This window comes from Minwuia thermotolerans (assembly GCF_002924445.1).
GTDB classification, from domain to species: domain Bacteria; phylum Pseudomonadota; class Alphaproteobacteria; order Minwuiales; family Minwuiaceae; genus Minwuia; species Minwuia thermotolerans.
In genome coordinates this window covers 192,578-205,414 of sequence record NZ_PIGG01000026.1, presented here as the reverse complement: position 1 = coordinate 205,414, position 12,837 = coordinate 192,578, and the positions used below count along the sequence as shown (strand labels likewise).

The following is a 12,837-nucleotide window of genomic DNA, read 5'->3' as shown; positions in this document are numbered from 1 at the left end:
GCGTCAACGCCGTCACCCGGCAGCGGTCAACTGCCGTCAACTCGTCAACTTCAATGGAATGGAAAAAACTGGAGATGTTCTGCGCCCCCGCCAACCGTTTACGTTTTCGGCTAGGTAGGACCCGTGAACCTTTCTCACTGTGTCGAAGGGTGACCAAATCCAGAACGTCGGTCAAGCCCTCCACTTCGAACGGCCGCTCGGCAGCGCCGCATGATCCTCCAGCCGGCCCTCCAACAGCTTGCAAACCAAGGACAATCCGTCGACCCAGTCGTTCCAGGCCTGCATCATCAGCTCGACCGACTCCCAGTTCGGATAGAGCCGGACCGGCGTGTATTTGCCGTCGCGGCGCTGCGAATCAGAGAACTCGTAGGCAACCCGCCCCCGCGTATCGCGGCGCGGGATCCACCGGAGCTCGATATCGCCCGGCCATTCCGGCGCCGCCCCGGCCTGGGCGTAGTGCGCCACCGCCCCGGCCTGGGCCGCCGGCAGGTGAGCGACCGCCGACCAGACCTCGACCGCATCGCCGTGGATCCTGTCCGACGGCGCGCCGCCGCCATCCACCCAGCACCCCAGCTCGGCGATCTTGGCCAGCACCACCGTCGAGTCCCGGGCGTACATCGCCGGACCCGCCATCCGCGCCGCGGCCGTCCGGCCGAGCACCGCCTGCACCTGCTGCTCGCGGAACGCCCAGACCAGCAGGTCCTCGACATCCATCTCCCGCTTCATTGGCGCCGAGGCCGGCGCCGCGCCCTGGTTCCGGTACTGCATCATCGCCGATCACCTCCATGTAGGGGTTGTAGGGGCTGATAGTCGAAACCCCTACGCGCCAAGACATTGATATTTCTATCTGCCGTAGGGGTTGTAGGGGTTGTAGGGGTTTCTCCCGCGCGCATAAGAAAAACCCCGGATATGATGAAGCCGATGTTTACACACGCGCGCGATATAGCCCCTACAACCCCTACATCCCCTACCCCGCTCTTTAATTTCAACGATATAGCTGGCCGCAAACCCCTACGCGCACCCCTACAGCCCCTACGCCTCGCGTCATGAGCCGCCCTCATCGCCCCAGTCGATCGCAGCCTGGAGTTGAGCGGAGAAATAGGCCCGGCAGGCCGCCAGCGGCGGCAGGAGACGACACTGGACGCGATCGCCTGGGTGAGGGTCCCCCTCGCGCATAGGCGGCGTTCGGAAAACGCTCTTGGTCCATGGCAGCATGCGCACCATCGCGGAGCCGAAGGAGTTCTCCGCCAGCTTGTGCCGAAAGCCGAGACGATCGGCATAGGCGATATAGTCGGCGTGCAGCCAGGCCTTGGGCACCACCTCTTCCCAGCCCTTGACTCCCGGCGTCGGCGCGCCCTCCGACAGCCGATGGAACCACCAGCTTTCCTCCGGGCTCATGCCGCGCACCTTCTGCTCCAGCAGCGCCCCGGTCTCTGGAATGGCGTTCAGGTCGGCGGCCTCGACGTCGATCTCCATCAGGTGATGCAGCAGCCCGCTCAAACCCCCCTCTTCCAGCATCTCGCGGTAGAGCGCGCCGAAATATTCGCGGTCCTGGATCCGGTCCTCGCCCACGTCGACGACGCAGAAGCGCCGCTCCTCCGCGCCCGCGGGCACCACCCAGGACTTGTTCGACGTGATGATGAGCCGCACGAAGTTGGCCACCTTGATCGGGTCGACGCCCTTGCGCTCGATCATCTGGTAGCGGCCGGTGACCATGCCCTTCAGGCGGCCCTCGGCGTCGTGATCACCGGCCCAGAAGGCCTCGTCGGCCTGCAACAGCAGGCAGTCGGCCAGATGCGCGTTAAACTGGCCAGTGACATAGCGGCCCTGATCGGCCAGGACGTAGTTGCCCGGGAACAGCGCGCCCATGATGTCGCCGATGGTCGACTTGCCGACGCCCTGCTTGCCGCGCAGCACCAGCGCCACGCCGGGCCGGACCTCGGGCGCCTGGACCATCTGGGCGAGGAAGCCCAGGATCCAGTCATAGAGCCGGATATCGTCCTGCGCGACGTTCTCCCAGATGTGCGCCAGGAACTTTGAGCACTTGGCCGCGCCGGCCGGGTCGGGCTCGACGGCGAAGCCGCGCCAGAGGTTGTAGAACCCGGCCCGGCCGTTGTCCTGCCCCGGCGCGGCGGGCGCGAACTCGATGCCGCGGTACTGCCGCCGGCGCGGGCTCGACAGCCAGATCGCCGAGGACGGCACCACATTGCCCAGGAACCCCCCGCCCTTCTTCTCGCGGCCCACCACCACCGTCCGGTTCGGCCGGGTCCAGAGCTCGAAGTCCTCGCGGCGGAGCAGGTCGATGCGCGGCTCCAGGCCGCCCGGATCGGGCGGGTTCTCCTTCAGGATCAGCGTCTTGCCGCCGGTCTGGACGACCGCGAACTCGGCGTTGAATTCGTCGACCCCGATCGACGTGCCCGTCGACCAGATCCGCGCCTCGCCCAGCGCCGCCATCACCGCCGCGTCGCCGACGCCGAGCCCCTCGGGCCGCGGCCTGTCGGCTGGCCAGCGTTCCATCTCGACGCCGCCCTCGCCTTCGCCGCCCCCGGGCGTCTCGCCGTTCCCCTCGCGGTCGGTCATGGCCACCGCCCCATCAGCACGTCGTTGAAGTCGAAACCCTCGGGCGCCCAGTGCACGCGCATGCGCCGCCGCGCGTCCTGGTGAAAGCGCGCCGCCTTGGCCATCACCTTCCGGGCATCCTCGCGCGCCCGCTCGCCGTCGGCGTAGATGTCGACCGCCTCGACCGTCTCGGGCAGGTCGACGGCGGCGAAATTGCCCCGCGATCCGGCGGCCCAGACCGGCCGGCCGGCGGCCTGCATCACCGACAGCGCCGTCTCGATGCCCTCGCCCAGGCCGATCCGCGGGGCCGCCGGGCAGAGCCTTATCGCCCCGCCCCAGGGCCGCCCGGCCATCTTCTTCGCGCCCAGGCGCTTCTCCGGGCGCAGCGGGTCCGGCGGCAGGTCGTCGGCCTTGCGGGGATCACCATCCGGCGCCAGGTAGGTCCGGTGCACGCCGACGACGATACCCTGCGCGTTCTGCATCGCCGCCAGCATGGCCGGGTAGACGCCGTGGACCGCATATTTCCGGGGCGCGCGCTCGCCTGCCCCGGACGCCGATCCGGGGTCCAGTTCATATGTGTATCTGAGCGCCGGGTGATAGCGCAGCGTCGGCGGCAGCGGAATCGTGATCCCGCGCGCCCTGAGATAGCTTTCGGCCCGCGTGCCCGCGATCGGCCGGCCGCTGGCCCAGATCGCCCGCGCCCGCTCGATCGCCGCCCGGTCGTCGGCCTCCATCGCGGCGCGGGACTTCCGCTCTGCGACCGGCGGCAGCGGGTCGCGCGCCGCGCCGGATGCTGGAACGGCCAGCCCCACCAGATCCGCCAGCTCGTCGAGCGCCTCGGCGAAGCCGACGCCGCGCCGGGCCATGATCCAGCCGAAGCAGTCGCCATGCGCGCCGCAGCCGAAGCAGTGCCAGTCGCCCCGCGCCTCCGAGACCTTGAACGACGGCGAGCGCTCGGAATGGAACGGACAGCAGGCCCAGTGGTCGCCGCCGCGCCGCTTCAATGGCACGTCGCGGCCGACCAGCTCGACCAGCGCCACGCGCCGCCGCACCTCCTCGGCCAGAGCCTGTCTCTCGGGCGAGACGGCCATCTAGTCCCACCCCTCGGGCCTGGGCAGGATCCAGTCCGGCAGTGTCGAAAGATCGAAGCCGAGGGCGTGCAAATAGCGCAAGGCGCGGGACCCATCGGATAACAGAATGGTGGCGAACGCGGGCTCTTCGGCCATCATCCCACCATTGCGGCGCTCCGGATCGTCCGGACAAACACCGCGCCATTCCGATATCAGAACGTACCCGAGACACGAGCAGAACGCCTGGAAGCGTGCCGGCGCACCACCCCAGGCCGACCCCGAGAAGGGGTGGTTATCCGCGACTTCAAGCAGTATTTGGGCCACGACCTCGGTGGAAGCGCGGCGCGTCACCACGCTGAGCCCGTTCCCCAGATCAACCAGAATGGGCCGCGAGCCCTCCGCCGCCTCACTCATCCCTGACCTCCTCTGAGCAGCAGCGGCGACCACGCCGCCTCATCGTCCGGCTCCGCTTCCGCCGGATCGTCGTCTTCCCGGTCGTCGTCGGGTTCGTCGCCGCCGTCCGGTTCGTCGTCGGCCAGGTCCGCGCCCCAGTCGGCCAGCGCCGCCAGCAGGCCGCGGCCCGGCGCGAAGGCCAGCACCGGCCCGGCGGGCGTCTCGATCACGTCGGCGCGCTCCAGCAGCTCGCCGAGCAGATATTCGGCGCGGCCGAGATGGCTCAGATGATCGGGGGAAAGTGCGTATCGGGGGCTGCGCCGTGCGGGCGCAATGCGGGCGTCATGGGTCATGCCGGCCTCCATCAGGGCGCTGCAGGACGCCGCTCGGAAGGCTGTCAGACCGCCCGGGCGACGGGAGGTGACACCTGTTGATGGACAGGCCCGGGCGTTACCGCTACCGGCCTCCCGCCATAGGGTAGGCAGAGAAAATCCGCCTGGATTTCGGGGGCGGATTCCCGCCATCAAGGAGGTGTCAAGCTCCGCCGCCCAGAGTGCCGCAGCCGCCGGCGATGTCAAGTCCGCCATCACAGCAACCGCTCCGCGTTCTCGGTCACCGCAGCGTCGCGCTTCCGCACTGCGGGCCGCAGCGAGCGGTTCTCGCGGAACAGCGCCTGGGCCGGGGCGATATGGCCGGCCTCGACCTGTTCGCGGTCGTGGGCCTCGGCGTGGACGCGGCAGAAGCGCTGCCCCTCCTCGACCCCGCCGCCCGGCGGGCTGAAGCCGAAGGCGCCATAAGCCCCGCAGCCCGGCGCATCGCAGCCGAACACCGCCCGTCCCCTCGCTGTGCGCCGCACCGCCATCAGAAACACACCCCCGGCGCGGCAGTCAGCAGCGGCCAGACAATGCCGGCGAAGACGCCGAGGCCGAGGGCCACAACCGCGCCCATGGCGATTTCGAATCCGTACTTCATGCCGCGGCCCGCCCGCCGGCGCCGCCGGCTTCCTCGGCGAAGGCCGCACCGATCAGCGCCTCGGCGGTGCGGGTCGGCACGGCGTTGCCGATCTGGCGCTTGATCTCGGTCTTCGTGCCGGCGAAGTCGTAGTCGGCGTCGAAGGACATGGCCCCGGCCAGCTCGTGCGGCTGCAGCATGCGGTAGCGGATGTCGACCGGCGGGCCGGCGTCGGGCTCGACCAGGCCGAAGCGGTCCTTCGTCGTCACCGTGTCCATCGGCTCCGTGACCGGCTTGCAGCCCGCATTCGCGCCGTAATAGGCAGTCAGCATGGGCTGGATCAGGTTGCCTGCCCCGCGCGACGTCACCGTGGGCAGCGGATCGTCGAGAGCGTGGACCCGCGGCGGTTGCCCGTCGCGCTCGCCGAAGTTCGGAACCATGAACGGCTCGACCAGGCTGACCGCGCCCAGCGTGGCGATGGTCGGCACCGGCCGGTCGACGGGCCGCGCCGTCGCCCCGCCGTGCTGGCCGATGACCATGGCCGGTGGTGAACCTGTCAGCGATCCTTGCAGGTTCGCATCCGCCGGAGGCAGGCCTGCCCCGGGCCACGACCCGGGGTCGAGGCCCCGGGCGTCGCAGTGATTGCGCAGCACGACCAGGAACGGCTCCGCCGCCGCGCCGCCGAACTTCGCCAGCCCCGCCGCGATCCGCGCCAGCGTCTTCTCCGAGAGCGGCCTGGCGCGGGTGAAGATCGATTCGGACGGCAGCGACCAGTCGATGATCTCGCGCGCCGGGCGCCACGGCCGCCGGCCCAGCGCCGCCGCCTTCTCGGCGGGCGCATGGCTGGGCGACGGCCAGCGGATAGGCCGCCCGCGACGCCGCCCCAGCAGGAAGAAGCGCTGGCGCGTGGTCGCGTCGCCATAGTCGGCGCAGTTCAGGATCCGGCTCTCGACGTCGTAGCCGATGGCTTCGAGCGCCGCGATCCACGCGCCGAAATACTCGCCGCGCCGCGACGGATCGGGCTTGCCCGTCTCCGCATCGACCGGGCCCCAGTCCATGAACTCGGGCACGTTCTCGACCATGATCCGGTCGACCTCCAGCGACGTCGCCCAGGTGACGACGTGCCAGGGGTCCATGCGCTGCTGATCCGTGGTCGGTTTCCCGGCCCGGGCGCGGCTGTGATAGGTGCAGGTCGGCGAGGCGACCAGCAGGTCGAGCCGGCCTTCGGGCACGATGGCCTCGGGCCGGGCCGTCGCCAGGTCGACGCAGTGATGGCGGGCTTCCGGATGATTCCGTGTGTGGGTCTCGATCGCCACGGCCCAGTGATTGACGCAGACCAGCTCGTGCGCGAGGCCGAGCCGGTTCAGGGCGCGCACCGCGCCGGCGGACGTCCCGCCCGCGCCGCAGAACAGATCGGCGATCAGGATGGGCCCGCTCATGACGACCGCCTGTAGCGGTCGCCGTCGACGGTGAGCACGCCGGCGGCGACGGCCGCGGAAACGAACGCCGCGGCATGAGACATGGAGCAGCACAGGGCCCGCGCCACGCCGGCCGTCGAGACCACGGCGCCCGGCGCCAGGCGGCGGATCCAGTCGGGCACGCCCGCCGTCGCCTCCGGCGTCGCCGTCAGCCGCCGGCGGTAGTGGCGGCCGGTCTGCTCCAGATGGTCGACCAGCTTCTCCGGCGTCTCGATCAGGCCGTCATGGCGCCAGCACTCGCGCGCGCCCTCCAGCGACCGCGGGTCGACGTCGCCGCGAAGCGCGCCCTCGAACTCGGCCTCGGTCAGCGCCACCAGGCGCGTCTCAAGCAGAAACGGCATCGTCCCCTCCTTCGAACAGATCGGCATGGCGCGCGACGGCCGCCGGGGCCGCCGGCCCGTAATCGCCGGGACGCTCGAGGCGCTCCCGCGCGCCGGGTGGGATCCAGTCCAGCAGGGGGTGCTCGCCGGAGGACCGCGGAAAGCGGACCAGCCAGCAATAGGCGGTCGCCGTGGTAACCTCCGGATCGACCCGCCCCTTCACCAGCGGCACCCGTTCGCTGAAAGCGAGGATCCAGTTCGGCCGCAGGGCCGGGTTGCTGTAGATCGATCGCCACCGCTCGCCGCCCTCGAGGAAGGCCAGCCGGACGAACATGGCATAGCCGCAATCGAACTCGCCGGACCGGCGGATGAAGTCCGCCGCCAGCCGGAAGGGCGGGTTCGTGATGATCCAGTCGACGCCCTGCGCGGCGATGCTGGGCGGCTCCGACAACGGGAACAGGAAGTCGCAGAGCCGGTGCTGTCCTTCCCATTCGGCCGAATAGTCGTGGACGTCCGAGGCATGGACCGATCGGAAGGACTCCGCCAGCGGTCGGGCCATGAAGCCCCGGTTGCAGGCCGGCTCCCATGCGCGCTGCTCGCTCAGGGGCGGATGGCTGTTCGGCTCCTCGTCGATGCGCGCCGAGAGCCATTCGCAGAGCGCGCGGGTCGCCCAGGGCGGCGTCGGGAAATCGTCCAGCGAATCTCGCGCCTCGACCCGGGAGGCCATCACGGCCGATGAGACGTTCTGCCCCCCGTTCATGACAGCGCCCACCGCGGCAGGGCGACGTGGCCCAGGGCGACGCGCACGCCGCTGTGGCAGCGCCGGTGATGATCCGGGCACCAGGACGACCCCGGTTTCGCCGGATCGCCGCAATAGCTGTAGCGGCCGCTCGACGGCTCGCCGTAGATGTAGTGACACCGCCGGGGCCCGGGGCTCGTCGGCCGCTCGCCCAGCGGCGCGTCGTCCGGATCCTTGAAGAACCCGACGGCGCGGCCACTCTCCGCCCCGCCCTCGATCGGTGGCGGCGGCGGCGGGGCGGGCACCGGCGGCGCGGCCCGCTTCGGCGCCGATGGCGTTTCCTGCGGCGGCGCCTTGCGCGATGCGGGTGACGTCACCCGTCGAGGCTTTGGCGCGGCAGGCTTCACCGGCCCCTTGCGGCCGTCGCCGACCACGAGGCCGAGGCGCTTTGCCTTGCCCAGCACCGCCGAGCGGCTGACGGTCTGATCGAACTCGCGCGAAAGCGCGCAGGCGATGGCCTCCGCCGTCGCCTTCGTGGCGACCAGCTCGCGCAGCCGCGTCACCCCGCCGGGCTGGCCCCAGACGCTCACAGCCTCACCCCCGCCCCGGGCAACAGATGGCAGTCCTCGAAGCCCGCCGATCCGGCCTGGCGGCAGGGACCGCAGAGCCGGTTGTGCGGGCCTTCGGAGGCGAAGCGGCGGCCGCAGTTGAGGCAGTCGCGGATCGTCGCCGGGCGGGCCGGCGCGACCTCGATCGGCAGGCCGCGGCGCCAGAGATCCAGCAGGTCCCGGACCTGGCGCTCGGTCTTCCCCAGCGCCTTCGCGATCGCCGCATGGCTTGCATCGGCCGCCGCCATGTCGATGGCGACGCGGCGCTCTTCCGGCGTCCACAACCGCCGGCCGCCGCGGGGACCGCGCGGTGCCGGATCGGCCTCGCCCTCGCGCACCACCCGCTGGATGGTCTCCAGACGTCGCCCGTGATGCAACGCGATATCCGCCTCGGCCTCGCCCAGCCGGTAGGCGGCCAGGATCTGCCGCCGTTCCTCCGGCCCGACCCGGCCCCGGGCGCGCTGATGCCCCTGCCGGTACGGCGCAGGCCGCTTCACGACGCGCCGCCCATGGCGTGTCCGCCGGACGCCAGCCGGAACTGCGGCGGCGTCGGGCGGTAGAAGGGCTCGTTGAGCTGGCGGCAGAATTCGCGCGCCAGGCACTCGCTGCGGAAGCGGGCGACGACGTCGCCGCCGAAATGCGTATCGATCACCGCGTGCGGCAGCGCCTCGCCGTCCGCGGGCCCCTGCCGGTAACGGTTCGAGATCATGACCGCCTCCCGGCCGAGTCCTTGTCCGGCGGAGCAGCGCCGCCGGCGGTCCGCTGCGCGTCAGGCGTCTCCAGCCGCTTCAGGCCGTGGTCGAGCTCGGCCAGCTTCTCGATCGCCTCGGCGATCTCGGCGCGCAGGCCCAGCGCCCGGCTTTCGGCGGCGGTGATGGTGCCGGCCTGGCCGCCGTCGAGTTCGCCCGAGAGCGCCTGCGAGACCTTGACCAGGACGTCGGAGGTCTCCTTCGTCACCCGGGCCATGTAGCCGGCCCATTCCGGATCGCCGCCGGCGGGCGGCAGGGGGATCAGGACATGGCCCGCCAGCCGCGCCAGCGCCCGTGTGACCACCGGCCCGGCGACCGCCTCCAGCCGGGCGACGACGTCGACCGGCGCGTGCACCTCGACGTTGGGCGAGCCGTAGCGGCTGATCTGCGCCTTGTCGCGGGACGACTGCAGCCCGGCGTTCTCGACGCCGCCGACCAGACGGACCAGATCGCGGAAGGCCGCGTCGAGGGCGCGGAGATCGGTCGCCGAGAGCTCGCGCTCCCAGTCCAGCCCCGCGCCGCTCACCGCATTGCCTCCGCCGGCGTCGCCGGGCGCGGCAGGATCGGGTTCGAGGCCGCAAAACCGGGCGCGGCCTTTGCGTTGCCGTCCGCCCCGGGCGCCGGCACCCTGACCGCATGGACAAGCACGCCCGTCGCATTCTCCAGATCGACACCGCCGGTCATGGCCCGGTGGGCCAGCCGCACGGCGGCCTCGGTCACCGCCGAAGCACCGTCGAAGCCGGGCCGGGACGGGCGGAACTCGCTCAGGAAGGGCGGCGCCTGCGCGCCCTCGCCCGCCGCCTCGGCCTGGTCCGGCCCGAGGCCGAAGAGATCGTTCGGCGTCACCTCGCCGCCCGTGGCGCGGAAGACGGCGTCGACATTGGTCCGGGTCAGCGACCGCCCGACCAGTACCCGCGAAAGCGTGGGTGCGGAGAGCCCGGCCGCGGAGGCGAAGTCGGCCTTCCCCTGCCCGCGGGCGGCGAGCCAATCATCGAGTCGCATCGCGTGAATTCCCTAATCTCACAATCTCATTTGCATTTTAGTTCACATCTGAAATCGCAAAGCAAGTCCAAAAGTGAGAAAGGTCGGTAAGCTGGCGGCCATGAAAAAGAAGTTCGACGGGCGGCACCTGAAGGCCTGGCGCAACGCCCGGGGCCTGAAACAGGCCGACCTCGCCGACGCCATCGGCCGCGTCTCCGCCGTCATCTCCCGCATCGAGAACGGCGTGCAGCCCATCAACGAGGATCAGCTGGCCCGCGCCGCCGCCTTGCTCGACGCGACGCCCGAGGAACTGCTGAAACCGCCGCCGGCAACGGTGAAGGAACTGCGCGACCGCGGCGCCGGCAACACCGCGCCGGCCTTTGGCACGCCGGCCATCGGCTCGCGCCACGAGGCCCCGCGCGACGTGCCGCTCCACGGCACCGCCGCCGGCAGCTTCCGCGGCGCCTTCGAGATCGGCAACACCGTCGACTATGTCCGCCGCCCCGCCGGCCTCGCCGGGGCGAAGAACGCCTACGCCCTGCAGGTGGTCGGCGATTCGATGGCGCCGCGCTACGAACACGGCGACCTGATCTACGTCCACCCCGACCGCGTCGTCCGCCGCGGTGACGACATTGTCTTCACCGTCAAGGCCGACGAGCACGCCGAGGCCGAGAGCTTCGTCAAGCGCCTGGTCTCCCGCTCGTCCGACAAGCTGGTGGTCGAGCAGTACAACCCGCCGCAGGAGACCACCTGGGAGGCCCGCCTCGTCATCCGCTGCCACAAGGTGATGCGCAACCACGAGCTCTACGGCGTCTAGATCCTGCTCCGATTCGACATCTGTTCTCACGTATAAATTAAAAATCTCACTTGACGTATTTTGAGAAAATCCGCACCGTCGCTTCCGTTTTCCGCAAACGGAGGCTCCGATGCTGCATCTCCACGACCCCCTCACCGCGGCCCCCGGCCACGCCGCCGGCGCCCTGAAGGGCCGCACCGAGACCGCGATCGACCGCGAGATCGCCCGCCACCACGCCGCGGCCCGCGCCGCCGCGCCCTGCGCCCAGAGCGCCGTCCGCGAACCGGACGACGACGGTCATGGCATGGACGGGCAGCGGATGGACGGACAGCCCGGGGCCGACGCGCCGCTCCGCACCCGGGAGATGGCCGAGGCGCTCGCCGCCGAGTGGGTCCGCCGCGGGCCGGATGCCCAGATCACCGAGCGCGACATGCGGCGCGCCGGCTTCAGCCAGGCCGAGATCGACGCCCTCGGCGACGACGCGGTCGCCGAGGCCCACCGCATCCTCGCCGACCTCGGCCGCGGGAGCGCAGCGTGAACATTCAATCGGCGACAGGGACGGCGACCGTTCACGGCCTGATCGCTGAATTCGATCGGGTCGAGGTCTGGCGGCCGATCTCCGAAGCGCCGGGTTACGAGGTCAGCTCATGGGGACGGGTTGCCGGAAAGCGCGCCCGGATACTCGCGCACGCCCGGACCCACGGCTACCACGTCGTTTGCCTGACCCGCGACAGCCAGAGCTTCAACCGCCGTGTATCGCGGCTGGTGGCCGACGCCTTCCTGGGCCCGCCGCCCTTCGACGACGCCCTCGTCGCCCACAACAACGGCGACAAGGATGACAACCGGGTCTCCAATCTTCGATGGGCAAGCGCGCTTGAAAATCAGGCTGACCGCACCCGTCACGGCACAAGGTTGTGCGGCTCGAAGGCCAACGGAGCCGTCCTTTCCGAGGCCGATATCCCGGCCATCCGTCGCCGCGCCGATGGCGGCGAACGCTATGCCGACATCGCCGACAACTTCGGCGTCTCCATCAGCACCGTCTACCTGATCCGCAAGCGGCGGACCTGGACCCACGTTCCGGAGGCAGATTCGTGACCCATCCCCGCATTCCCCATCCCGGCCTGAGCGACGACCCTTTCATGGTCATGGCTTCCGGCCGGAAGTACCCCTTCCTCTCGGCCGCGCCGGACGACATCGACTTCCGCGATCTCGCCGAGATGCTGGCCCGGCTGCCGCGCTTCGCCGGCGCCACCGAGGGCGCGCCCTACTCGGTGGCCCAGCATTCGGTCCTCGGCCTCGACCACTGCACGGCCGAGGTGAAGCCGTATTTCCTGCTCCACGACGCCCACGAGGCCGCGCTCGGCGACTGGATCACGCCGCTGCAATGGGCGCTGCAGGAATCGGCGGCCCGGATGGCCGACACCGCGAACCTCGGCATGACCGACCAGCACGCCCGCCTCGCGGTCCGGCTGGCCCTCGGGAATCTGAAGGAGATCGCCGACCGCGCGATCCACGCCCGCGCCGGCCTGGAATGGCCCCGGCCCGCAGCGATCGAGTTCGAGGTCCGCAAGGCCGACCGCATGATGCTGGGCCGCGAGGTCCGCTGGCTGGTCCCGGACGGCCCGGCACGGCGCGACTGGCTGAAGGCCGACCCGCTGCTGGCGAAGACGCCGAAGGGCGCGAAGATCACGCCCTGGCCGTGGGCCACGGCGGCCGAGGTCTACGCCGAAACCCTGGACGAGCACCTGCCCGCGCTGCGCCACCCGGCCGCGGCCATGGCCAACTAGGGAGACCGCCATGCGCGTCAACGTCTACGCCGAGGAAATGACCGACCGGATCGAGATCGTCGAGAAAGTCATCGACGGCCAGACCTTCACCGGCCTGCGCATCTATCTGGCGTTGCCGGTCAGCTACAAGCCGGAGGCCGGCGGGCACGGCGTCCGGCCGGTCGACCCAGCCGAAGATGGCCAGGCCCAGCAGCTGCAGGGCCCGTTCATGCACCGTCCCGGCGACGACGACTCGGCGGCTGTGACCTTCTGGGGCAAGCGCGATCTGCGCGAGACCCTGAAAATCGCCATGGACGCCCTCGATCGTCATTATGCCCGGACCCAGCCGGAAGGCCCGGGAAATGGCTGAACAGACAGGCATCGAAAGGACCGACGCGACGTCGAACCCCGGCCGAGCCATCAATCG

At 70.7% G+C, this 12,837-nt stretch carries 19 protein-coding genes; 5 read left to right on the top strand and 14 right to left on the bottom strand.

What is annotated here, in order from left to right; translation table 11 throughout:
* Window positions 1-171: 171 nt before the first annotated feature.
* From CWC60_RS06730 to CWC60_RS06675, 14 genes are all read right to left on the bottom strand, one after another.
* Window positions 172-771 (bottom strand): hypothetical protein, encoded by a 600-nt coding sequence (locus tag CWC60_RS06730; RefSeq protein ID WP_109793217.1) that lies wholly within the window; start codon window positions 769-771, stop codon window positions 172-174.
* Window positions 772-1,044: 273 nt separating this feature from the next.
* A complete protein-coding gene (locus tag CWC60_RS06725) occupies window positions 1,045-2,580 on the bottom strand; it encodes a DUF5906 domain-containing protein (protein ID WP_109793216.1) in 1,536 nt (511 codons plus the stop codon).
* Window positions 2,577-3,650: a DUF7146 domain-containing protein gene (locus tag CWC60_RS06720; RefSeq protein WP_109793215.1), complete on the bottom strand. Its 1,074-nt coding sequence runs from the start codon at window positions 3,648-3,650 to the stop codon at window positions 2,577-2,579. Before CWC60_RS06720 ends, CWC60_RS06725 begins: the two co-directional genes overlap by 4 nt.
* Entirely contained in the window at window positions 3,651-4,043 is a 393-nt protein-coding gene (locus CWC60_RS06715) for a protein kinase family protein (protein WP_109793214.1), read from the bottom strand. It abuts the gene before it with no gap.
* Complete coding sequence (locus CWC60_RS06710; RefSeq protein ID WP_125182738.1) at window positions 4,040-4,375, bottom strand: hypothetical protein; 336 nt, start codon at window positions 4,373-4,375, stop codon at window positions 4,040-4,042. The genes CWC60_RS06715 and CWC60_RS06710 overlap by 4 nt, the downstream gene beginning before the upstream one ends.
* A 233-nt stretch (window positions 4,376-4,608) precedes the next feature.
* Entirely contained in the window at window positions 4,609-4,884 is a 276-nt protein-coding gene (locus CWC60_RS06705) for a hypothetical protein (protein WP_125182737.1), read from the bottom strand.
* Window positions 4,885-4,990: 106 nt separating this feature from the next.
* Entirely contained in the window at window positions 4,991-6,412 is a 1,422-nt protein-coding gene (locus tag CWC60_RS06700) for a DNA cytosine methyltransferase (RefSeq protein WP_109793211.1), read from the bottom strand.
* Window positions 6,409-6,792 carry a hypothetical protein gene (locus tag CWC60_RS06695; RefSeq protein ID WP_109793210.1) on the bottom strand — a complete coding sequence of 128 codons (384 nt, stop codon included), beginning with the start codon at window positions 6,790-6,792 and terminating at the stop codon, window positions 6,409-6,411. The genes CWC60_RS06700 and CWC60_RS06695 overlap by 4 nt, the downstream gene beginning before the upstream one ends.
* Entirely contained in the window at window positions 6,776-7,531 is a 756-nt protein-coding gene (locus CWC60_RS06690; protein ID WP_206419803.1) for a hypothetical protein, read from the bottom strand. Before CWC60_RS06690 ends, CWC60_RS06695 begins: the two co-directional genes overlap by 17 nt.
* Window positions 7,528-8,100 carry a GcrA family cell cycle regulator gene (locus CWC60_RS23520; protein WP_164516414.1) on the bottom strand — a complete coding sequence of 191 codons (573 nt, stop codon included), beginning with the start codon at window positions 8,098-8,100 and terminating at the stop codon, window positions 7,528-7,530. Before CWC60_RS23520 ends, CWC60_RS06690 begins: the two co-directional genes overlap by 4 nt.
* Window positions 8,097-8,615, bottom strand: a complete 519-nt coding sequence (locus CWC60_RS23515; RefSeq protein WP_164516413.1) for a helix-turn-helix domain-containing protein — start codon at window positions 8,613-8,615, stop codon at window positions 8,097-8,099. The genes CWC60_RS23520 and CWC60_RS23515 overlap by 4 nt, the downstream gene beginning before the upstream one ends.
* Complete coding sequence (locus tag CWC60_RS23510; RefSeq protein ID WP_164516412.1) at window positions 8,612-8,827, bottom strand: hypothetical protein; 216 nt, start codon at window positions 8,825-8,827, stop codon at window positions 8,612-8,614. Before CWC60_RS23510 ends, CWC60_RS23515 begins: the two co-directional genes overlap by 4 nt.
* Window positions 8,824-9,393 (bottom strand): hypothetical protein, encoded by a 570-nt coding sequence (locus CWC60_RS06680; protein ID WP_109793208.1) that lies wholly within the window; start codon window positions 9,391-9,393, stop codon window positions 8,824-8,826. Before CWC60_RS06680 ends, CWC60_RS23510 begins: the two co-directional genes overlap by 4 nt.
* The gene (locus CWC60_RS06675; RefSeq protein WP_109793207.1) at window positions 9,390-9,869 is read right to left on the bottom strand and encodes a helix-turn-helix domain-containing protein; all 480 of its coding nucleotides are present in this window, start codon (window positions 9,867-9,869) and stop codon (window positions 9,390-9,392) included. The genes CWC60_RS06680 and CWC60_RS06675 overlap by 4 nt, the downstream gene beginning before the upstream one ends.
* A 100-nt stretch (window positions 9,870-9,969) precedes the next feature.
* Between CWC60_RS06675 and CWC60_RS06670 the strand changes: the two genes are divergently transcribed.
* From CWC60_RS06670 to CWC60_RS06650, 5 genes are all read left to right on the top strand, one after another.
* Window positions 9,970-10,665 carry an XRE family transcriptional regulator gene (locus tag CWC60_RS06670; RefSeq protein WP_109796353.1) on the top strand — a complete coding sequence of 232 codons (696 nt, stop codon included), beginning with the start codon at window positions 9,970-9,972 and terminating at the stop codon, window positions 10,663-10,665.
* A 109-nt stretch (window positions 10,666-10,774) separates the two neighbouring features.
* Window positions 10,775-11,182, top strand: coding sequence for a hypothetical protein (locus CWC60_RS06665; RefSeq protein WP_109793205.1), 408 nt, complete (start codon window positions 10,775-10,777; stop codon window positions 11,180-11,182).
* On the top strand, window positions 11,179-11,739 hold the full coding sequence (locus CWC60_RS06660) for an HNH endonuclease (RefSeq protein WP_125182736.1): 561 nt from the start codon (window positions 11,179-11,181) through the stop codon (window positions 11,737-11,739). Before CWC60_RS06665 ends, CWC60_RS06660 begins: the two co-directional genes overlap by 4 nt.
* The gene (locus CWC60_RS06655) at window positions 11,736-12,431 is read left to right on the top strand and encodes a hypothetical protein (protein ID WP_109796352.1); all 696 of its coding nucleotides are present in this window, start codon (window positions 11,736-11,738) and stop codon (window positions 12,429-12,431) included. The genes CWC60_RS06660 and CWC60_RS06655 overlap by 4 nt, the downstream gene beginning before the upstream one ends.
* A 10-nt stretch (window positions 12,432-12,441) precedes the next feature.
* On the top strand, window positions 12,442-12,780 hold the full coding sequence (locus CWC60_RS06650; protein ID WP_109793203.1) for a hypothetical protein: 339 nt from the start codon (window positions 12,442-12,444) through the stop codon (window positions 12,778-12,780).
* The last annotated feature ends 57 nt before the right edge of the window (window positions 12,781-12,837 follow it).

Coding starts and splice junctions, on each gene's coding strand:
- CWC60_RS06690 (WP_206419803.1), bottom strand. CDS start 7,531: ATGAACGGGGGGCAGAACGTCTCATCGGCCGTGATGGCCTCCCGGGTC.
- CWC60_RS06705 (WP_125182737.1), bottom strand. CDS start 4,884: ATGGCGGTGCGGCGCACAGCGAGGGGACGGGCGGTGTTCGGCTGCGAT.
- CWC60_RS06650 (WP_109793203.1), top strand. CDS start 12,442: ATGCGCGTCAACGTCTACGCCGAGGAAATGACCGACCGGATCGAGATC.
- CWC60_RS06725 (WP_109793216.1), bottom strand. CDS start 2,580: ATGACCGACCGCGAGGGGAACGGCGAGACGCCCGGGGGCGGCGAAGGC.
- CWC60_RS06665 (WP_109793205.1), top strand. CDS start 10,775: ATGCTGCATCTCCACGACCCCCTCACCGCGGCCCCCGGCCACGCCGCC.
- CWC60_RS06695 (WP_109793210.1), bottom strand. CDS start 6,792: ATGCCGTTTCTGCTTGAGACGCGCCTGGTGGCGCTGACCGAGGCCGAG.
- CWC60_RS06700 (WP_109793211.1), bottom strand. CDS start 6,412: ATGAGCGGGCCCATCCTGATCGCCGATCTGTTCTGCGGCGCGGGCGGG.
- CWC60_RS06720 (WP_109793215.1), bottom strand. CDS start 3,650: ATGGCCGTCTCGCCCGAGAGACAGGCTCTGGCCGAGGAGGTGCGGCGG.
- CWC60_RS06715 (WP_109793214.1), bottom strand. CDS start 4,043: ATGAGTGAGGCGGCGGAGGGCTCGCGGCCCATTCTGGTTGATCTGGGG.
- CWC60_RS23510 (WP_164516412.1), bottom strand. CDS start 8,827: ATGATCTCGAACCGTTACCGGCAGGGGCCCGCGGACGGCGAGGCGCTG.
- CWC60_RS06710 (WP_125182738.1), bottom strand. CDS start 4,375: ATGACCCATGACGCCCGCATTGCGCCCGCACGGCGCAGCCCCCGATAC.
- CWC60_RS06670 (WP_109796353.1), top strand. CDS start 9,970: ATGAAAAAGAAGTTCGACGGGCGGCACCTGAAGGCCTGGCGCAACGCC.
- CWC60_RS06730 (WP_109793217.1), bottom strand. CDS start 771: ATGATGCAGTACCGGAACCAGGGCGCGGCGCCGGCCTCGGCGCCAATG.
- CWC60_RS06675 (WP_109793207.1), bottom strand. CDS start 9,869: ATGCGACTCGATGATTGGCTCGCCGCCCGCGGGCAGGGGAAGGCCGAC.